Below are 20,265 nucleotides of genomic sequence, written 5' to 3' on the forward strand. Positions count from 1 at the left end.
GCCCGGAAGATTGCCAAGAGCGTGATTACCTCCAGCCTGTTTAAGGCGGCCATGTTCGGGTCTGACGCCAACTGGGGCCGGGTGCTCTGCGCCATTGGTTACACCGACGCCAACTTCAATATTGATAAAACCCGGGTTACCCTGTCCTCCTGCGCTGGATCCATCCTGGTCTGCGAAAACGCCGCCGGGGTGGAGTTTTCCGAGGAGGAGGCCAAGGTCATCCTTTCCCAGAAAGAGATCACCATTCTCATCGAACTCTTTGACGGCGAGGAGGAGGCCACCGCCTATGGCTGTGACCTGACCTATGACTATGTCAAGATCAACGGGGACTACCGCACCTAACCGCCTTCCGGCGGTAAGCCAACCCAGCTAAGTTGGGCTGTGACGCGGCGGATAGGAGAATACATAAAAAAGTATGGAGACGAAAAAGATGAAGCTTTCCAATTCGGATAAGGCACATGTGCTGGTACAGGCCCTGCCCTATCTGCAAAAATACGACAATAAGGTGGTTGTCATCAAATACGGCGGCAACGCCATGATTGATGAGGAACTGAAACAGGCAGTGATGAGCGACATTGTCCTCCTCTCCCAGGTAGGAATCAAGGTGGTTCTGGTCCATGGAGGAGGTCCGGAGATCAGCGCCACCCTGAAAGCCATGGGCAAGGAGAGCAAATTTGTAGGAGGCCTGCGCTACACCGACGCCGAGACGGCGGATATTGTCCAGATGGTCCTGGCCGGCAAGGTCAACAAGAACCTAGTTTCCCTCATGGGGAAAGCAGGTGGAAAAGCCATTGGCCTTTGTGGGATTGACGGCGGTATGCTCACCGCCAAAAAGCATGAGGGGGATGTAGACCTAGGCTTTGTAGGGGATGTGGAGAAGGTCAACACCTCGACCATCTTGGATTGCCTGGATGCCGGATATACGCCGGTGATCGCCACGGTGGGATGCGATGAAGAGGGCCAGGTCTACAACATCAACGCGGATACCGCCGCGGCCCGTATCGCCTCTGAGCTGCATGCGGAAAACCTGATGCTCATGACCGACATCCGGGGCCTGCTCCGGGATAAGGAGGACGACGATACCCTGATCCCGGTGGTCCAGGTCAGCGAGGTGCCTTACCTGGTCAGCCAGGGGATTATCCAAGGCGGCATGATCCCGAAAGTCCAGTGCTGTGTGGAGGCTGTCCGCCGGGGGGTAAAGCGCACCTTTATCATCGATGGGCGCATCCCCCATTCCATCCTCATCGAGATGCTTTCCGACGAAGGCATTGGCACCATGTTTATCTAATTTGTATATTTTATAGTTTTATATACTTTAAGTAATAAACATTCCAGAAGATGCTGGGATAAAGGAGGTTTTCCCATTGAAGGGAGATACGGTCAAAGCTGCCGACAAGCAGTACCTTGCGCCGATCTACAACCGTTTTGACGCGGTGCTGGATCATGGCAAAGGCGCTACCTGCTATGATATGGACGGCAAGGAGTACATTGATTTTACCGCGGGCATCGGGGTCAATTCCCTGGGCTTTTGTGACGACGGATGGGTAAAGGCGGTGACAGAGCAGCTTTCCAAGCTCCAGCACACCTCCAACCTTTATTACACCCAGCCGGATGCCCAGGTAGGCCAGATCCTCTGCCAGCGTTCCGGCATGGAAAAGGTGTTCTTCGCCAATTCCGGCGCCGAAGCCAATGAGGGCGCCATCAAGGTGGCGAGAAAATACGGCGTAGACCACTACGAGGGCCGCCGCAACAAGATCATCACCCTGGTCAATTCCTTCCATGGCCGGACCATCACCACCCTGACCGCCACCGGCCAGGAGGGTTTCCACAAAAATTTCGGCCCCTTCCCCCAGGGGTTTGACTATGCCATTGCCGGGGATATGGAGGATCTGAAGAACAAAGCCGACGACGCCACCGTGGCGGTGATGGCGGAGATGATCCAAGGAGAAGGCGGCGTAGTCCCCCTGCAGGAAAGCTATGTCAAGGAGCTGGCCTCCTTCTGCAAAGAGCGGGATATCCTTCTGATTGTAGACGAGGTCCAGACCGGCATCGGCCGCACCGGAAAACTGTTCTCCTATGAATATTTCGGCATCCAGCCGGATATTGTGACCCTGGCCAAAGGCCTGGGCGGCGGATTGCCCATCGGCGCCGTGCTTTTGGGCGGCAAGGTGGCGGATACCCTTCATTACTCCGACCATGGCAGCACTTTCGGCGGCAATCCGGTGGCCTGCGCCGGCGCGGTAGAGATTCTAAAGCGGATAGACGAGGCGTTTTTGGACGAGGTGCGGCAGAAGGGCATCTACATCACCGACCGGGTGCGGAAAATGCCCTGTGTCACCGGCGTCACCGGCCGCGGCTTGATGCTGGGGGTCTCCCTGAAGGAGGGGCTTGCCTCGGGGCAGATTGTCAAGGAGGCCCTGGAAGCGGGGCTGATGCTGCTGACGGCCAAAGCCAAGGTGAGGATGCTTCCTCCCCTGACCATTTCCGATGAAGAGATCAACAAGGGCCTGGATATTCTGGAAAAGGTCCTTTCCGCTCATAATCAATGATAGAAAGGCAGGTTTGACCCATGAACCATCTGCTCAAGCTTCTGGATCTCAGCAAGGAAGAGATCACAGATCTCCTCAACCTGGCGGATCAGCTCAAGTATGAGACCAAACACGGCATCAAGAATATGCCGCTGAAGGGCATGACCCTGGGCATGATCTTCCAAAAAGCCTCCACCCGCACCCGCGTTTCCTTTGAAACCGGTATGTACCAGCTGGGCGGCCACGCCCTCATGCTCTCCTCCTCCGATCTGCAGATTGGCCGGGGCGAGCCGGTGCAGGATACAGCCCGGGTTCTCTCCCGATATCTGGATGCCATTATGATCCGCACCTTTGCCCAAAAAGAGGTGGAGGACCTGGCGAAATACGGCTCTATCCCCATCATCAACGGACTGACCGACTTCTGCCATCCCTGCCAGGTGCTGGCGGATCTGATGACCATCCGGGAGCACAAAAGCCTGCTGGAGGGGCTTCGCATGTGCTACATCGGGGATGGAAACAACATGGCCAACTCCCTCATCGTCGGCGGCCTGAAGATGGGGATGGAGGTGGCGGTAGCTACCCCCGCGGCCTACCGTCCCGACCCTGTTGTCCTTGATTTTGCCAAGGATTATGGAGATGCGTTTACCCTCACCGAGGATATCTTCACCGCCGCCCGGGACGCCGACGTCATCTTCACCGACGTTTGGGCCTCCATGGGCCAGGAGGGCGAAGCCGCGGAGCGCCGGAAGGTGTTTGAAGGCTATCAGGTCAACGAAAAGCTCCTGTCGGTGGCAAAGGCGGACTGCATGGTTCAGCACTGCCTGCCCGCCCATCGCGGGGAGGAAATCACCGAGGAAACCTTTGAAAAGCACGCGGATGAAATCTTTGACGAGGCGGAAAACCGTCTTCATGCCCAGAAAGCGGTGCTGGTCAAACTGCTGAAAAAATAAAAGAAAAATCCACGGGAGCCACAAAATCCCGTGGATTTTTTGCTTTTTATTGACAAGGGGATTTTCCCGGTCTATGCTAAAAGTAGAAATTTATGCCGCAACGCCTGTGGCCTGCGGCAGACATATCATCAAAAGGAGCGTGTTCATATGGATCAAAACGCCAGAGCCGTCATGGAAAAGCGCATGGCCATTGTCTGTTCTAACCTGGAGAAAAATAACATGCAGGCATTCTATGTCCCTTCGGGGGAAGAAGCCCTGCAGCTGGTGCAGTCCATGCTCCGGGAGGGGGAAACTGTCGCCACCGGCGGTTCCATGTCCCTCAAAGAGTGCGGGATTATCGATTTGCTCAAAAGCGGAAAATATACCTTCTTAGACCGGTCTGATCCAGACCTGAGCCCGGAGGAGAAGGAAGAAGTCACCCGCAAAGCCTTTTTTGCGGATACCTATCTCTGTTCTTCCAACGCCGTCACCGAGGCTGGAGAGCTTTATAATGTAGACGGCAACGCCAACCGGGTCTCCGCCCTGGCCTTTGGCCCCAAGTCGGTGATCCTGGTGGTGGGCTATAACAAGGTGGTCCATAACCTGGACGAGGCGGTCAACCGGGTAAAAACCATCGCATGTCCCGCCAACTGCCAGCGGATCCCCTGTGAGACCTACTGCCGGGAGAAGGGCCGCTGTATGAGCCTTGGCAAAGAGGATCCTTCCATGACCGACGGATGCCAGAGCCCGGCCAGGATCTGCTGTTCCTATCTGGTCCAGGCCTATCAGAAACAGAAAAACCGGATTAAGGTCATCCTGGTGGGAGAGGACTTGGGCTATTAATGCAAAGGCCGAGAAAAAACCGGGGAAGGAGTATTCCTTCCCCGGTTTTTTAGATGTCCAGGTCCAAAGGCGGATCCAGTTCTTCCGGTACATATTTGCCGTTTTTCTTCCGCTGGCGGACACACTCGGTTAAGAGATACTCGATCTGTCCGTTGACCGACCGGAAATCGTCGGCCGCCCAGGCGGCGATGGCGTCATAAAGCTTGGCAGAGAGGCGGAGCGGCACCTGCTTTTTCTGGTTGTCAGCCATGATTAATATAGGCTGCCGGAGTTGACCACCGGCTGGGCGTCATGGTTGCCGCAGAGGACCACCAACAGGTTGGAAACCATGGCGGCCTTCCGTTCTTCATCCAAGGTGATGGTGTTGTTTTCGCTCAGCCGCTCCAAAGCCATTTCCACCATCCCCACAGCGCCGTCTACAATCATCTTTCTCGCGTCAATGATGGCGGAGGCCTGCTGCCTCTGGAGCATGACCGCCGCGATTTCGGGAGCGTAGGCCAGATAGGTGATCCGCGCCTCGATGATTTCCAGGCCGGCGTCCCCTACCCGGGCCTGGATTTCGTCCCGGATCCGGGCGGCGACCACCTCGCTGGAACCCCGCAGGCTTCCCTCGTCTGCCATGCCGTCCCCGGTGGTGTCCACATTGGGAGCAACGTCATAGGGATAGATCCGCACCACGTTGCGCAGGGCGCTGTCGCACTGCAAAGAGAGATATTCCTTATAATTGTCCACGTTAAACACCGCTTTGGCGGTATCCACCACCCGCCACATGACGGCGATGCCAATTTCCACCGGATTGCCCAGGCAGTCGTTGATCTTCTGCCGGGAATTATTAAGGGTCATAACCTTTAGGGAGATTTTTTTGCTGGGTAGCTCCACAGAGGCAGAGGCGGTGGAAGCCACTACAATGGGCTTTTTCCCCCCTGCGTCCACATCGCCGCTCTGGCTGAGCTTGGTGGTGGCCGCCGGGTTAAAGCTGGAACAGAAGGGGTTGACAAAATAGAACCCGTCATTTTTCAAGGTGCCGATATACCTGCCGAACAGGGTCAGGACCAGTGCCTCCTGAGGTTTGAGGACCTTCAGCCCGCAGAAGGGGATCCAGCCCAGCGTCAGCCACACCAGGCTGATTACGAACAAAACCACAGCCCAGGGGGAGACAACTACCTCCGAAAGGCCGAAGGCGCTGAAGATTACCCCGCCGATGGCTGCTAAATATAAGAGCAAAAAGAGAAAGAGAAAGGCCATACCATTTTTCTTATTGTTGAGAACCTTTTCCTGCATTGTAAAATCCCTCCTAGATTTGATATCAAAATAATATCATCAAGATATAAAATTGTCAATGCCTTTTCAAAAAAATCACGGGCCGGAAATGATGTTTCCGGCCCGCTCTGTTGCTTCTTAATTTTATTATACGGTCAGCACCCCGTTATCCGATTCGATGAGGATCAGCACCTGTTCCTCCGCGCCGGTGGCGGAGTTGATATAGACCAGGACCTTCTGCCCTTCCCTGCCCTCGCAGAGAAATTCATAGCAATAGGCCTCATTCATGCCGCTGGTGGGGATGACTGCCATATTCTGGGACTGGACGGTAAGGGAGGGGCTGAGGATTTCCTTTGCCGTAGTATCTGTCAGCATGGGGGCGGAAAACTCCCGCTCCTGGTGGTTCATCAGATACCCTCTGGCGTCAAAAAAGACCACGCTGCCGGTATCCAGCGCCACCCCCACCTTGACCAGGTCGGGATAACAGGTGACGCCGTCCTGCTCATAGGCGAAATTCATGGTACAGATGCCGTTTGCCACCTCGTAATAGCTGTCCTTCATGGAGCCCATCCCCACCTTCTCCAGATATTCCCGGGCGATGGTGAAGGCGTTGTCCACCGACTTTTCTGGATCGCCTACGTCGCGGCTTACGCTCATATAGCAGAGATACCCGCCCTGCTTGGTGACGCCTACATTGATGTTTTCCCCAGAGAAGCAGTAGAGGGGCATTTTGGAGTTTTCATCCGGCGCGTCGGAAAGGGCCTCCGGATCCACCATGGCCGCTGCGGCCGCTTTTTTCAAGGCGGCGGCCCGGGTAACGGTGCTCTGCCCCTGGGTCATCACCGGAGTCCGGTCGGTGAGATGGTCGGAGAAGGGGCCGTCATAGATCAGTTTGGGATAGCTGGTAAAGCCCTCCTCCATCTCCTCAAAGCCGGAGCCTAGGGTGGCGACGCCGGGGTCGTCGGTATCCTCTTGGTCGGAGTAGTCGGCCAGCTCTCCCAGGGCGGTGCCGCTGGTGTTAATATAGTCGTCCAGGCTGAGAAGGTTATTGCCCAGGGTCTGGGCGTAGTCGATCATACTCTCGAAGCTCTCCCGTTCATCTAAACTGAGATCCTGCCCCTCCATGGACTTCTTGGAAAGGGCCATGGAAAAGTCACCGACCTGGGAGAGGAAGCGGTAGGTGTTTTCCAGATGAAGCTCCCCCACCGGCAGGCTGGAAAGACAGGATTTGGCGGAGGCCGCGTCCTTCCAGAGCTGGGCGGAGATCATGGAGATCTGGGCCGGCGTTCCCACATAAGTGCCCTTGAGGAGGGTGTTTTGAATGTTGCCCATCAGGCTGGTCAGCTCATCCAGGGATTTCCGGTAGCTGCTCTCCAGAGCGTTCTGATATTGTATGGCATGGTAATTGCCCCGAAAGGCGCTGATGCCCAGCACCAAAAACAGGGCGGTGAGATAGCTGATGATGCGGATCATGGTACGTTTTTTCATGAAAGACTTCCTTCCCGTCACGGATTTATCACTATATTTTCCTTTTTTATTACAAATATGTAAAATGAGGCGGGTTTGTTTGAACTTGGGGGGCATCTGGTGTATAATGTCTTTGTTTACGACACGCTTTTTTGGCAAAAAAGCGGGATAGGTGGGGATTATTTTTTTATGGAATGCTATCTGGACAATGGGGCGACAACGGCGGTATCCCCGTCAGCGGTGGCGGCGGCAAAGCGCGCTATGGAGGAAGTTTGGGGCAATCCCTCTTCCCTGCACCGGCGGGGGATCGACGCATTTTTGCTTTTGCAGCAGTGCCGGGAAACGGTTGCCGGCGTGCTGGGCTGCGACCGGGAGGAAGTGACCTTTACCTCCGGCGCCACCGAAAGCAATAACCTGGCCCTTTTCGGCGCCGCCCGGGCCAAAAAGCGGCGGGGCAACCGGATTGTCACCACCGCCTTTGAGCATTCCTCGGTGATCGCCGCGGCCGGGAAGCTGGAAACAGAGGGCTTTGAGGTGGTCTTTGTCCCGCCGGAGCCGGACGGCACCCTGCCGGCGGAAAAAATTGCCCAGGCCGTGGATGAAAACACCATCCTGGTCAGCACTATGCTGGTGAACAACGAACTGGGCACCGTGTTGGACATTCCCAAAATCGGACGGCTGATCCGCCGGAAGAATAAAGAGGTGCTCTTTCACTGCGATGGGGTCCAGGCGTTTTGCAAGATCCCCTTCAAAGTTTCCCGCTTGGGGGTGGACCTCATGTCGGTGAGCGCCCACAAGATCCACGGGCCCAAAGGGGTGGGCGCCCTTTATGTGAAAAAAGGGGTGCGGATCCAGCCCCTCCTCTACGGCGGCGCGCAGGAGAAGAAGCTGCGCCCCGGCACCGAAGGGGTGCCCATGATCGCCGCCTTCGCGGCGGCGGCTCAGGAATCGGCCCAAAAGATGCTCCCTTCCCAAGAGAAGGTGGCGGAGCTCAACCGGGTCCTGCGGGAGCGGCTTGCCGCCCTGGATGGGGTGGTGCTCAACTCTCCGGCAGACGCCTCGCCCTATATCCTCAACCTATCGGTTTTGGGAATCAGGTCTGAGATCATGCTCCATGCCCTGGAGGAGCAGGGCATCTATGTATCCTCCGGCTCGGCCTGTGCCAAGGGGGAGCCCAGCCATGTCCTCTCCGCCATGGGGATGGAACGGAGCCGGGCAGACAGCGCCCTGCGGATCAGCTTCACCTATGAAAGCACCATGGAAGAGGTGGAGATGCTGGTGGAAACGTTGACCTCCCTCATCCCCCGTTTCCGGCAGGGAAAGAAAGGAACTGTACACATATGAATGAAATCATCCTCCTCAAATACGGGGAGATTGCCCTGAAAGGGCTGAATAAATCGGTATTTGAATCCATGCTCATGAAGACCTGCCGCCGCAGGGTCCGGGATTTGGGCGAGTTTAAAATCTACAAATCCCAGTCCACCATGTACTGCGAGCCGGTGAGCCCCGACGCCGATATCGACGGCGCTTTCGACCGCCTCTCCAAGGTGTTCGGCTTTGCGGGGATTGCCCGGGCCGCGGTGGTGGAAAAGGATTTTTCCAAAATCCAGGAGACGGCGGCGGAGTATCTGGCCGACCAGCTGGAGGAAATCGAAACCTTTAAGGTGGAAGCCAAGCGCTCCGATAAGAGCTTTCCCATGAAGTCGCCGGAAATCTGCGCGGAACTGGGAGGCTATCTGCTGGAAAAGTTCCCCCATCTCCGGGTGGATGTCCACCATCCCGACCTGACGGTGACGGTGGAGGTCCGGGACTATGCGGCTTATGTCCGGGGGGAACAGCTGCCCGGCGCCGGCGGCATGCCCATTGGCTCGGCGGGCAAAGGAATGCTGCTGATCTCCGGCGGCATCGACTCCCCTGTGGCCGGCTATATGATGGCCCGCCGGGGGCTGGAGCTGACGGCCATCCACTTTGTCAGCCCTCCCTACACCAGCGATATGGCCCGGCACAAGGTGCTGGACCTGGTGAAAAAGATGTGTGCTTACTCGGGGAGAATCACCACCCTGGTGGTCCCCTTTACCCATATTCAAGAGGAAATCCGGGACAAATGCGCCGAGGAATACTTTACCGTCATTATGCGCCGGTATATGATGAAGATCGCCCAGATCGCGGCGGAACGCTACGGCTGCGAGGCCCTCATCACCGGGGAAAGCGTAGGTCAGGTGGCCAGTCAGACCATCCCGGCCATTGCCTGCACCGATGTGGCTACCCAGCTGCCGGTGCTGCGCCCCCTCATCGGCATGGATAAGGATGAGATCGTCACCATCGCCAGAAAGATCGACACCTTTGAGACCTCCATCCTTCCCTATGAGGATTGCTGTACTGTATTTACCCCCAAGCATCCCCGTACCCGTCCCAAGCTGGCCTCCATCCTCCACGAAGAAGAGGCGCTGGAGGAACAGGTTCTCATTGACGAGGCGGTAGCGGGGATGGAACAGATTACAATTAGCATATAATTGCATTTATATAACATTACGTATATCGAAGGAGGCGGAAGTTGATGACCGCATATCTCATCGGTGCCGGTGAGGAACAGCTGCTGGGCAGCCTGGCGGGAAGCCAGGCCAAAAACCTGCTCAAGGAGCTGGAAACCATCGGGATCCATGTGCAGGGACAGGCCAGCGCGGCGGGGAGCCAGCAGAAGCTGGTATCGCTGCTCACAACGGCCCTGCCCAAAAGCGACGTCATCATCATCACCGGGAAAATCGGCCCGGGTGAGGATGACTTTGCCCGGGAGATTGTCTGCCGGGGGCTGGGAATGCAGCTGGAGCTGGATTCCACCCAACTGCGGATCCTGGAGGACAAATGCGAACAGCGGGGCGCTATGATGCCCCCATCCTATAAGAAACTGGCTATGATTCCCAGAGGAGCTACGGTGTTCCCCAATACCATTGGAATGACGCCGGGTTTTGCCATGGTCAAAGGCCATCAAAGCGTCATTATGCTGCCCGGTACGCCGGGGGAATATCTGCCCATGCTCATCCATGAGGTTTTCCCCTTCCTGGCCAGAAGAAGCCAGGCCCAGGTGGCATCCAGGACCATCGCCCTGATGAACCTGGATGGGGAAGGCGCAGCCAAACAATTGGGGGAACTGGCCGCCCGTCAGAACCCAGCAGTCTGCGTCTATGAAAAAGAGGGGCAGCCCTTTATCCGGGTGACTGCTGCGGCCTCCACCATGGGGGAAGCCCAATCCATGGCGGTGCCGGTGGTAAAATCCATCGTTGCCAGATTGGAGCCTTATGTCTGCGGCATCGACGCGGCTTCCATGGAGGAAGCCTTTGTCAGACGCCTGCATAAAGAGCAGATGACGGTGGCCACCGCTGAGCTGGGCACCGGCGGCATGCTCAAACGCCGCCTTTCTGGAGTGGCAGGGGCCGCTGCCGTCTATGGTTTTGGCATTATGGCCAATTCCGACCGGGCCCGGCACCAGGTGCTGGGCATCCCGGAGAAGATACTGAAAAAATACGGCGAATACAGTCCCCAGGCCGCCGCGGCCATGGCCATTGGCGCCAGGGAAGCGGGCGAAGCCCATCTGGGACTGGCTGCCGTCTGTGCTGAAGGCGGCGGGGAAAGTCTGCCCGGCATGACCTATGTGGCGGTTTCCGATGGGGAAAACGTCTGGGTTAAGCAAACGAGCGCCGCCAACCATCGGAAAAACGCGCCTGTCATTAAAAGCGCCGCCGCTACAGCGGCCATGGCCTTGGGCCAGGAGTATCTGCTGGACGGTGAGGAGCTGAAGAAGACCGGTACCCCCGTGGCATCGGCCTTGGCCGGCAAGGTCCGGGTGCTGGAGCCGGGCAGTAAAGCTTCTTCCGCTCCCGGGGTGAAAAAGCCCTGGTATAAGCGGCTGGCTGCCACCTTCCTCCCGCAGAAAGGGGATACCATGAGAGATAAAATCCGTAAGATTATTTTGCTGCTGTCGGTCATTGTCTTCGCGGCGTCGGCCATCTATATCGGTAGCTACTTCTATGAATCCTATCACAATAAACAGCTCAATGAGAACCTGAGCCAGCTGCTGGGCACCGGTGAGGTCCCCGACGGCTATCCCGATGATTATTTGGCGGAGTTCGCGGCTCTCTATGAACAGAATCCGGATATTGCCGGATGGCTTTCCATTGACGGCACCATTGTGGACTACCCTGTGATGCAGACCGAGAAGGACGACGGGGAATACTACCTGCGCCGGGACTTTACCGGAGCCAGCAACCAGCACGGTGTTCCCTTTGTGGATGAGCGGGTGGATCAGAAGGCCCCCAGCACCAACACCATCATCTTCGGCCACAACATGAAGGACGGCCAGATGTTCGGAGAACTGATCAACTACCGGGATCTGGAATACTATAAGCAGCATCCTGTCATCAACTATGACTCGGTTTACCGGGAAGGACAGTATAAGATCATCTCCATCTTTGTCACCAACACCCTGCCGGAGCACGGACCAGTGTTTGATTACCACAACTTTATCAACGCCACCAGTGAGGAGAATATGGCCCAGTTCCTCAACCAGCTGAGCCTGCGCACCATTATCAACACCGGTGTGGATGTGAACACCAGCGATACCCTCCTGACCCTTTCCACCTGTACCTACGAGTTTAATGAGGCCCGTTTTGTGGTAGTAGCCCGCCGGGTCCGGGAGGGAGAGGATCCCACGGTGGATGTCTCCCAGGCGACAGTCAATCCCCAGCCTCTCTACCCCGACGTGTGGTATGAGCTCTACGGCGGCACCAAGCCAGAGGGCGCTGTGAATATGGTCATCGGCACCACCGAGGCGCCTCCCACCACCACCCTGCCGCAGACCACCCGCCCGCCGGAGCAGACCAATCCTCCTCAAACTACTACCACAACAACTACTACGACAACAACAACACCTCCTGAAACTACCACCACAACAACTACTACGACAACAACGACACCTCCTGAAACTACCACTACGACAACCACGCCGCCTCAGACGCCTCCCCCAGATACTTCGTCAGAGGAGACGGAGTCCCCGCCTGAATCAGAGGAACCGCCCACCATTGGGTAAAGGAAGCCCCGCTTATAAAAGCGGGGCTTCCTTTTATCTTTGCAAAATAGGAAGATTTTCTTCCTCCATCTATGATATAATAACAAGGAATCCAGAAAAGGGCGTCTCGGCGCAGAAGATGCCCCAATTCACCGTAAAAGGCGGGGATGAAATGCAGCGGCATAACGTAACAGTCATTGACTTTGGAAAGAGCAAGCCGCCGAAAAAGCGGCCCTGGGGAAAGATCATCCTCTTCTCCCTTTTGGGTTTGATTGTGGCGGCTATTGCTGCGGTCATCGCGGTTTTTTCTTTGCTTCCCAGTCTGACGTCGGATGAGATCAACCAATATGTAGCGCCCCCAAGCGGATCCCTGGCCTTTTCGGATGTACTGGGCCAGATCCCTCTGGAAGATGTAGAGTGGGAGAAAGGATCCCTCCTTCAGGAGGAACTTCCAGACGCCGCATTGACCGGTGTAGGGCTGTGGGGTTACAACAGCCTCCTTCGGGCCGGGGACCGGGTGATGGAGTTGGGAGAAGCGGTCTCTCATACCTCCTCTCCCCTGCTGGATAATCCCCAGGTGTGGAGCCGGCTGGAACTGGTGGCCTATAAGGAAAAGGTTTACCTGATCAAATATTTCCCCTCCTTTTATAACCGGGACAATGTGTCCTGCTATGAGGTGGTGGATGGCTGGGAGATGCTGGATGTCATTGAAAGCCTAGAGTAAAGAAAAAAGCGGAGGGGCCTCCACCGCTTTAATAAAAGAAAAAGGGACGCGGTTTTTTCCGCGTCCCTTTTTCGGTTGTGTATCTATTTCAGGATCGTAGCTTACTTGCAATCGCCATATTTGATAGCGGCCTGTGCTGCTGCCAGACGTGCGATTGGCACACGGAAGGGAGAGCAGGAGACATAGTTGAGTCCAGCCTTGTGGCAGAATTCCACAGAGGAAGGATCGCCGCCGTGCTCGCCGCAGATGCCCAGTTTGATGTCCGGACGGGTCTGACGGCCCAGTTTTGCAGCCATTTCTACCAGTTTGCCAACGCCCTTCTGGTCCAGTTTAGCGAAGGGATCAAACTCATAGATCTTCTTGTCATAGTAAGCGCCCAGGAACTTGCCTGCGTCGTCACGGCTGAAGCCGAAGGTCATCTGAGTCAGGTCGTTGGTGCCGAAGCTGAAGAACTCAGCCTCCTGTGCGATCTCGTCAGCGGTGAGAGCTGCGCGGGGGATCTCGATCATGGTACCAACTTTATAGGTCATCTTGACGCCGGCGTCAGCAATAACCTTGTCAGCGGTCTCGGTGACAACACCCTTGACATAAGCCAGCTCTTTGACTTCGCCAACCAGCGGGATCATGATCTCAGGAACGATGTTCCAATCCGGATGTTTCTTCATCACATTGATGGCAGCCTCGATAACAGCGCGGGTCTGCATCGCAGCGATCTCCGGATAGGTGACAGCCAGACGGCAGCCACGGTGACCCATCATGGGGTTGAACTCGTGGAGGGAAGCGATAACAGCTTTCAGAGCCTCTACGGTCATGTTCATCTCTTTGGCCAGAGCGACAATGTCTTCCTCAGCGGTGGGCAGGAACTCATGGAGAGGAGGATCCAGGAAGCGGATGGTAACAGGCATACCCTGCATTGCTTCATAGAGGCCCTCGAAGTCGCCGCGCTGCATGGGCAGCAGTTTCTCCAGTGCTTTCTCTCTCTGCTCCACGGTCTCGGAGACGATCATCTCACGCATAGCCGGGATTCTGTCGGGATCAAAGAACATGTGCTCGGTACGGCACAGGCCGATGCCCTGAGCGCCGAAGGAAGCAGCCTTCTGAGCGTCAGCAGGAGTATCAGCATTGGTGCGAACCTGCAGAGTTCTGTATTTGTCGGCCCAGCCCATGATCCGGCCAAAGTCACCGGAGATGGATGCGGGGACGGTGGGAAGAGCTTCGCCGTAAATGTTACCGGTGGAGCCATCCAGGGAGATATAATCGCCCTCATGATAGGTGCGGCCAGCCAGGGTGAAGCACTTGTTCTCTTCATCCATCTTGATATCGCCGCAGCCGGATACGCAGCAGGTACCCATACCACGTGCAACAACAGCTGCGTGGGAGGTCATACCACCACGAACGGTCAGGATACCCTGGGAGTAATGCATACCTTCGATATCCTCAGGAGAGGTCTCCAAACGGACCAGAATGACTTTCTCACCCTTCTTGGCCCACTCGGTAGCGTCCTCAGCGGTGAAGACGATCTTACCGCAGGCAGCACCCGGAGAAGCAGCCAGAGCGGTTGCAACGGGTTTTGCGTTCTTCAGAGCGGCAGCGTCAAACTGGGGATGAAGCAGTGCATCCAGGGATTTAGGATCGATCATAGCAACAGCTTCCTGCTCGGAAATCATGCCCTCGTCCACCAGGTCGCAGGCGATTTTCAGAGCGGCGGCAGCAGTTCTCTTACCATTTCTGGTCTGCAGCATATAGAGTTTCTTGTCCTCAATGGTGAACTCCATATCCTGCATGTCGCGGTAATGCTTCTCCAAGGTATCGCAGATCTTGACGAACTGCTCATAGCACTCGGGCATAACCTCTTTGAGCTGATCAATGGTCTGAGGAGTTCTAACGCCAGCAACCACGTCTTCGCCCTGGGCGTTCATGAGGAACTCACCGAAGAGTTTCTTTTCGCCGGTGGCCGGGTTACGGGTGAAGGCAACGCCTGTACCGGAATTGTCGCCGGTGTTGCCGAAGACCATCATCTGCACGTTAACAGCGGTACCCCAATCGGAGGGGATGTCGTTCATTCTTCTGTAGTAGATAGCGCGGGGGTTGTCCCAAGAACGGAAAACAGCCATCACAGCGCCCATGAGCTGCTCTTTCGGATCGGAGGGGAAATCCTTGCCGATCTTTGCTTTGTATTCCGCTTTGAACTGGCGAGCCAGCTCTTTCAGGTCGTCAGCGTCCAGCTCGGTATCCAGCTTAACGCCCTTTTTCTCCTTCATCTCGTCGATGAGCTTCTCAAAGTATGCCTTGCCCACTTCCATAACGACGTCGGAATACATCTGGATGAAGCGGCGATAGGAGTCATAAGCAAAACGGGGGTTGCCGGTTTTCTTGGCCATGACTTCTACGACTTCGTCGTTGAGACCCAGGTTGAGGATGGTGTCCATCATACCGGGCATGGAAGCTCTAGCGCCGGAACGAACGGAAACCAGGAGAGGATTCTCCATGTCGCCGAATTTTTTGCCAGCGATCTGCTCCAATTTGCCCAGGCACTCATAAATCTGCTCCTGGATGTCGTCGCCGATCTTCTTGCCGTCTTCATAATACCGGGTGCAAGCCTCGGTGGAGACGGTGAAGCCCTGGGGTACAGGCATGCCGAGATTGGTCATCTCAGCCAGGTTTGCACCTTTGCCGCCGAGGAGCTCACGCATTTTTCCGTTGCCCTCGGAGAACATGTACACGTACTTTTTGCTCACTGGTAATCTACCTCCTGAAATATTGATTGCCTCTGGTTTGGCAAAAACGGCGGAAACGCATACACAAAACGCTGCCCGCCGCATTTCACACTCCTGATGGGCCGCCTCCCACAGGGGAAACCACCCAAAGACGGTCCAAAAAACGGCATTCTCATGCCATTTTTCGGACCCAGGACAGGCTCAAGTATTAGTATAACAAATTCAATGGGAGTTTTCCATATTTTTGAGAAGATTTTTCTCAAATTTATTTGTTTTGTGGGAAATACCTGGTTTTCTGCTCAATTTCAAAGAAACCCTTGCAAATTGGCCGGAAAGTTGCCATAATATTTAATGTAAACAATTGCGCCCATCTGCCGGCTTTGGGAAAAGAAACTGGCAGAGAGCTTTAAAAAACATAGGATTAAAGATTAAGGGGAGGCGGATGGATTGAACGATGTTTGCGCCTTGGTCCTGGCCGCGGGGGATGGAAAGAGAATGAAGTCCAAATACCCCAAGGTCCTCTGCCGGGTGCTGGAGCAGCCCATGATCCAGTGGGTGCTTCGCAGCGTCAGGGACGCGGGAATTGAAAAAATCTGCGTCATCACCGGCAAAAACGGGGAGCTGGTTCGGGAAGCGGCTGAGGGCTGCTCCTTTGCGGAGCAGAAAGAACGGCTGGGCACCGGCCATGCAGCGGCTCAGGCTATGGAGTTTCTGCGGGAGACCCAGGGGGATGTCCTGGTGCTCTGCGGAGACGCTCCTTTTATTGATCAGGCCGCCATTCTGGGCGCCTATGATCTTCACACCAGGACGGAGGCCGCCGTCACCGTCGTCACTGCCCGGCTGGATTCCCCCACAGGATACGGAAGGATTGTCCGGGAGGGAGACGCTATCGCCGCTATTGTGGAGGAGGCTGACGCCGACGAGGCCACCCGGGCCATCACAGAAGTCAACTCCGGCGCTTATTGGTTTGACAGCGCCTTTTTACAGAAAGCCCTTTTGGAGCTGTCCCCGCAGAACAGCCAAGGGGAATATTATCTGACCGACACGGTGAAGATTGCCGTGCAGGAAGAGAAACGGGTCAGCGGATATCTTTCTCAGAATCCGGATGTGATTTTGGGAGCCAACGACCGCCAGGGATTGCACAGGCTGGGCGAAATTGCCCGGATGCGGGTCATCGAGAAGCACATGGCAAACGGGGTGGAGTTTGTCTCCACCGACGGGGTCCTCATTGCTCCGGACGTGCAGATCGGAGCGGATACCCGGATCCTGGCAGGGTGTATGCTGCTGGGAGACACGGTTATCGGGGAGGATTGCGTCATCGGCCCCATGTCCCGCATTGAGGACAGCACCATCGGGGATGGCTGTATCATCAACGCCTCCCAGATTTATCAGTCCCAGGTGGGCAAGGGTGTGAAGATGGGACCTTATGTCCACATCCGGCCCAATACAGTGATCTTTGACAAGGTAAAAATCGGCGATTTTGTGGAGATTAAGAACTCCAACATCGGCGAGGGGACCAAGGTGCCCCATCTGACCTACGTAGGGGATTCCGACGTGGGCCGGGGGGTCAACTTTGGCTGCGGCTGTGTCACCGTCAACTACGACGGCCGGGTCAAATCCCGCACCACCGTAGGGGATCAGGCCTTTATCGGCTGCAATACCAATCTCATCGCCCCGGTGCGGGTCGGGGACGGCGCCTATACGGCGGCCGGTTCCACCATCACCAAGGATGTGCCGGACGGAGCCATGGCCATCGGCCGCTCCCGTCAGGAAAATAAGCCCGGCTACGCCATCAAGAAGCTGAAAAAGTAGCCATTGTTTCGGACAGAAGTCCGGGGGACCACTCCCCGGCACTTTAGAGGATATTAAGAAGCATCGGTTGGAAGCAAAAATAAAAAAAGGGAGTCAAAACTATGAATCTTCACGGCAAGGATATCAAGATTTTCGCTGGTAACTCCAACAAGGACGTGGCGTACCGGATGGCTAAGGAATTGGGGCTTCCCGTAGGAAAGAGCGACGTTGTCACCTTCTCCGACGGGGAAATCTCCTGTTCTATTTTTGAGTCGGTCCGAGGCTCCGACGTGTTTGTGGTGCAGTCCACCTGCCAGCCCGTCAACGATCACCTCATGGAACTTCTCATCATGATCGACGCCTTCAAACGGGCCTCCGCCGGCCGGATCACCGCGGTCATCCCCTATTTCGGCTATGCCCGCCAGGACCGGAAGGCCAAGGCCAGAGACCCCATCTCCGCCAAGCTCTGCGCGGACCTGATCACCACCGCCGGCGCGGACCGTGTTCTGACCATGGACCTGCACGCGCCCCAGATCCAGGGCTTTTTCGACATCCCGGTGGATCACCTGCTGGGCGTGCCCATCCTGGTGCCCCATTTTATCGAGAAATTTAAAGACTGCAAGGACGACATTGTGGTAGTTTCCCCGGATCTCGGCTCTGTGACCCGGGCGAGAAAGTTTGCCGAGCGGATGGATACTCCCTTGGCCATTGTCGACAAGCGCCGGCCCAAAGCCAATGTCAGCGAGGTCATGAATATCATCGGCGACGTGAAGGATAAAACCGTCATCCTGGTCGACGATATGATCGATACCGCCGGAACGCTGTGCAACGGCGCCAACGCCATTGTGGAAAAGGGCGGCGCCAAAGAAGTTTATGCCTGCGCCACCCACGGCGTCCTGTCGGGACCGGCCATTGAGCGGATTGAGAAGTCCGCCATCAAGGAGCTGGTGCTTCTGGACACCATCCCCTTGGGCGACAAAAAGTGCAGCAAGATTCAGATGATCCCGGTGGCTCCCGTCTTTGCCGAGGCCATTGAGCGCATCTATGAGGATAAGCCGGTTTCTCCTCTGTTTGTCTAATTTTCCCTATGAGGGATACCGCCGTGACACCGGTTCTACATAACCGTGGAGAGCGCGGACAGCCTAGAGACTGCCATAAAAATAGAGCCAGGTTTTTCCTGGCAAGGAAGAGAAAAAACCAGCGGGGTAGCGAGCTATCCCGCTGTGTTTGACGTGGGGCAAAAACGGAGATTTTGCCGTGATTTTCCCCCAAAAGACGAAAAAAGAGAGGAAAACACAGATGGAAAACATGCTGGACCGGCTCTTTGACCGGATAAGACAAAAGAATCCACCAGTTCCCGCCGGCCCGGTGGAATATATTATTGTGGGGCTGGGCAATCCCGGCGCCAAATATGACGGTACCCGCCACAATACCGGCTTTATGGCCCTTGACCGGATTGCGGAGCAGTATCACTGCAAAATCGACCGGCTCAAATTCAAGGGGCTGTGCTGCGAGACGGTGATCTCGGGGAAAAAGGTGCTTCTTTTAAAGCCCTCCACCTTTATGAACCTGTCCGGTCAGTCGGTGACCGAAGCCGCCGCCTTTTATAAGGTGCCCATGGACCGGGTCGTCGTCCTCTTTGACGACATCTCTCTGGAGCCCGGGGCTATCAGGGTGCGGCGGAAGGGCACCGATGGGGGCCACAACGGCATTAAAAATATCATTTATCTCTCCGGCCACGACGATTTCCCCCGGGTGAAGATTGGGGTGGGGAAAAAGCCCCATCCGGATTACGACCTGGCCGACTGGGTTCTCTCCGGCTTTAAAAAGGAGGAAGTGGAACCCATGAAAAACGCTTTCATCCTGGCCCAGGGGGCGGTGGAGCAGATTGTGGCCGGCAACATCGATAAGGCCATGAATCTCTACAACGGCACCGGCCGGCAGAAGGCCCAGGAAAAACGGGCCGCCCGGGAAAACAAAGCCCCGGCGGTTTCCCATCCATCCCAGCCGGCAGAGAATGCCGCTCAAGAAAATCCCGGCGAAAGCAAGGCCTAGCCTGCCGCCGGAAAGACGACACAGGAGGAGACCATGAAACATTTCGCCCAGCTGCTCACCGCCCTGGAGGAATACCGCCAGTACATCGAGGGGGTGGAAAAATCCCAGTTCCCGGTGGTGCTCACCGGACTTTCCGGGGTGCACAAGGCCCTGATGATCTATGCCTCCTGCGTCAATCTGGATGTCCCTGCCCTGGTCCTCTGCCCGGATGAGGCGGCGGCCACCCGGCTGTGCGAGGACGTGAACGCCCTGTTTGAGGATAACAGGGCCCTTGTCTACCCCGCCCGGGATTTTACCTACCGGGACGCGGACAGTGTCTCCCACGAGTATGAGCAGGCCCGGCTTTCGGTGCTGGGGAAGCTGCTCAAAGGGGAAACAACCCTGGTCTTCTGTTCGGTGGAAGGGCTCAGCCAATTGACCATCCCGCCCCAGCGGTACCGGGAGCTTGCCTTTGACATCGCTTCCGGGGAGGAATACCGGCTGCCGGAGCTTATAGAGCGGCTCATTGGCGCAGGCTATGTCCGGGCCGATCAGGTAGACGGCATGTGCCAGTTCTCCCTGCGGGGCGGCATTCTGGATATCTATCCCCCTGACAGCCCCTACCCGGTCCGGGTGGAGTTTTGGGGGGATGAGGTGGATACCCTCTCCTATTTTGATGTGCTGACCCAGCGGCGGCTGGACCCGGTGGAGCGGGTGAGCATCTCCCCGGCCCGGGAGGTCCTCTTCTCCTCCTCTGAGGAGCTGATAGAAAAGCTGGAAAAACTGCGGGAACTGCAGCGGGGCAAGGCCGGGAAAGGGGCCAAGGAGAACATCGACCGGGACATCCAGCGGCTGCGGGATCATCTCAGCTTTGCGAGCTTTGACCGGTTCCTGCCGCTGGCCTATGGAC

General features: G+C 56.3%; 16 protein-coding genes and 1 pseudogene. 13 read left to right on the top strand and 4 right to left on the bottom strand.

Features of this window, described 5'->3' with window-relative positions; genetic code table 11:
- The 5 genes from ACZ25G_RS08765 to ACZ25G_RS08785 all read left to right on the top strand — a co-directional run.
- The coding region (locus ACZ25G_RS08765; protein WP_463682180.1) for a bifunctional ornithine acetyltransferase/N-acetylglutamate synthase at positions 1-342 on the top strand (342 nt) is incomplete at its 5' end.
- Between the two features lie 88 nt (positions 343-430).
- Positions 431-1,288, top strand: coding sequence for an acetylglutamate kinase (gene argB, locus ACZ25G_RS08770; RefSeq protein WP_191481466.1), 858 nt, complete (start codon positions 431-433; stop codon positions 1,286-1,288).
- 76 nt (positions 1,289-1,364) lie between these two features.
- Positions 1,365-2,549, top strand: a complete 1,185-nt coding sequence (locus ACZ25G_RS08775; protein WP_463682181.1) for an acetylornithine/succinylornithine family transaminase — start codon at positions 1,365-1,367, stop codon at positions 2,547-2,549.
- 20 nt (positions 2,550-2,569) lie between these two features.
- Positions 2,570-3,478: an ornithine carbamoyltransferase gene (argF, locus tag ACZ25G_RS08780; protein WP_191509366.1), complete on the top strand. Its 909-nt coding sequence runs from the start codon at positions 2,570-2,572 to the stop codon at positions 3,476-3,478.
- Between the two features lie 30 nt (positions 3,479-3,508).
- Positions 3,509-4,300 carry a lactate utilization protein gene (locus tag ACZ25G_RS08785; RefSeq protein ID WP_463682182.1) on the top strand — a complete coding sequence of 264 codons (792 nt, stop codon included), beginning with the start codon at positions 3,509-3,511 and terminating at the stop codon, positions 4,298-4,300.
- A gap of 49 nt (positions 4,301-4,349) precedes the next feature.
- Here the strand turns inward: ACZ25G_RS08785 and ACZ25G_RS08790 are convergent, their stop codons facing one another.
- The 3 genes from ACZ25G_RS08790 to ypeB form a co-directional block, all read right to left on the bottom strand.
- Complete coding sequence (locus tag ACZ25G_RS08790) at positions 4,350-4,550, bottom strand: PTS ascorbate transporter subunit IIC (RefSeq protein WP_191481305.1); 201 nt, start codon at positions 4,548-4,550, stop codon at positions 4,350-4,352.
- Positions 4,551-4,552: 2 nt separating this feature from the next.
- Entirely contained in the window at positions 4,553-5,581 is a 1,029-nt protein-coding gene (locus ACZ25G_RS08795; protein WP_463682183.1) for an SPFH domain-containing protein, read from the bottom strand.
- Between the two features lie 126 nt (positions 5,582-5,707).
- Positions 5,708-7,048 carry a germination protein YpeB gene (gene ypeB / locus ACZ25G_RS08800; RefSeq protein ID WP_463682184.1) on the bottom strand — a complete coding sequence of 447 codons (1,341 nt, stop codon included), beginning with the start codon at positions 7,046-7,048 and terminating at the stop codon, positions 5,708-5,710.
- Positions 7,049-7,216: 168 nt separating this feature from the next.
- Between ypeB and ACZ25G_RS08805 the strand changes: the two genes are divergently transcribed.
- The 4 genes from ACZ25G_RS08805 (at position 7,217) to ACZ25G_RS08820 (ending at position 12,813) form a co-directional block, all read left to right on the top strand.
- Positions 7,217-8,371 carry a cysteine desulfurase family protein gene (locus ACZ25G_RS08805; protein WP_463682185.1) on the top strand — a complete coding sequence of 385 codons (1,155 nt, stop codon included), beginning with the start codon at positions 7,217-7,219 and terminating at the stop codon, positions 8,369-8,371.
- Positions 8,368-9,540, top strand: coding sequence for a tRNA uracil 4-sulfurtransferase ThiI (gene thiI / locus ACZ25G_RS08810; protein ID WP_191481309.1), 1,173 nt, complete (start codon positions 8,368-8,370; stop codon positions 9,538-9,540). The genes ACZ25G_RS08805 and thiI overlap by 4 nt, the downstream gene beginning before the upstream one ends.
- A 44-nt stretch (positions 9,541-9,584) precedes the next feature.
- Positions 9,585-12,110 carry a class B sortase gene (gene srtB, locus ACZ25G_RS08815; protein ID WP_463682189.1) on the top strand — a complete coding sequence of 842 codons (2,526 nt, stop codon included), beginning with the start codon at positions 9,585-9,587 and terminating at the stop codon, positions 12,108-12,110.
- Positions 12,111-12,228: 118 nt separating this feature from the next.
- The gene (locus ACZ25G_RS08820; RefSeq protein ID WP_463682186.1) at positions 12,229-12,813 is read left to right on the top strand and encodes a hypothetical protein; all 585 of its coding nucleotides are present in this window, start codon (positions 12,229-12,231) and stop codon (positions 12,811-12,813) included.
- 101 nt (positions 12,814-12,914) lie between these two features.
- Here ACZ25G_RS08820 and ppdK read toward each other — a convergent pair whose 3' ends face one another.
- A complete protein-coding gene (gene ppdK, locus ACZ25G_RS08825; RefSeq protein ID WP_463682187.1) occupies positions 12,915-15,551 on the bottom strand; it encodes a pyruvate, phosphate dikinase in 2,637 nt (878 codons plus the stop codon).
- A 426-nt stretch (positions 15,552-15,977) separates the two neighbouring features.
- Between ppdK and glmU the strand changes: the two genes are divergently transcribed.
- From glmU to ACZ25G_RS08845, 4 genes and pseudogenes are all read left to right on the top strand, one after another.
- The gene (gene glmU, locus ACZ25G_RS08830; protein ID WP_463682188.1) at positions 15,978-17,342 is read left to right on the top strand and encodes a bifunctional UDP-N-acetylglucosamine diphosphorylase/glucosamine-1-phosphate N-acetyltransferase GlmU; all 1,365 of its coding nucleotides are present in this window, start codon (positions 15,978-15,980) and stop codon (positions 17,340-17,342) included.
- Between the two features lie 101 nt (positions 17,343-17,443).
- The gene (locus ACZ25G_RS08835) at positions 17,444-18,400 is read left to right on the top strand and encodes a ribose-phosphate diphosphokinase (RefSeq protein WP_191509357.1); all 957 of its coding nucleotides are present in this window, start codon (positions 17,444-17,446) and stop codon (positions 18,398-18,400) included.
- 220 nt (positions 18,401-18,620) lie between these two features.
- The gene (gene pth, locus ACZ25G_RS08840; RefSeq protein ID WP_342681292.1) at positions 18,621-19,376 is read left to right on the top strand and encodes an aminoacyl-tRNA hydrolase; all 756 of its coding nucleotides are present in this window, start codon (positions 18,621-18,623) and stop codon (positions 19,374-19,376) included.
- 33 nt (positions 19,377-19,409) lie between these two features.
- Positions 19,410-20,265 (top strand): annotated as a pseudogene (locus ACZ25G_RS08845) (transcription-repair coupling factor); the annotation flags it as partial.

It is taken from the genome of Zongyangia sp. (genome assembly GCF_965361945.1).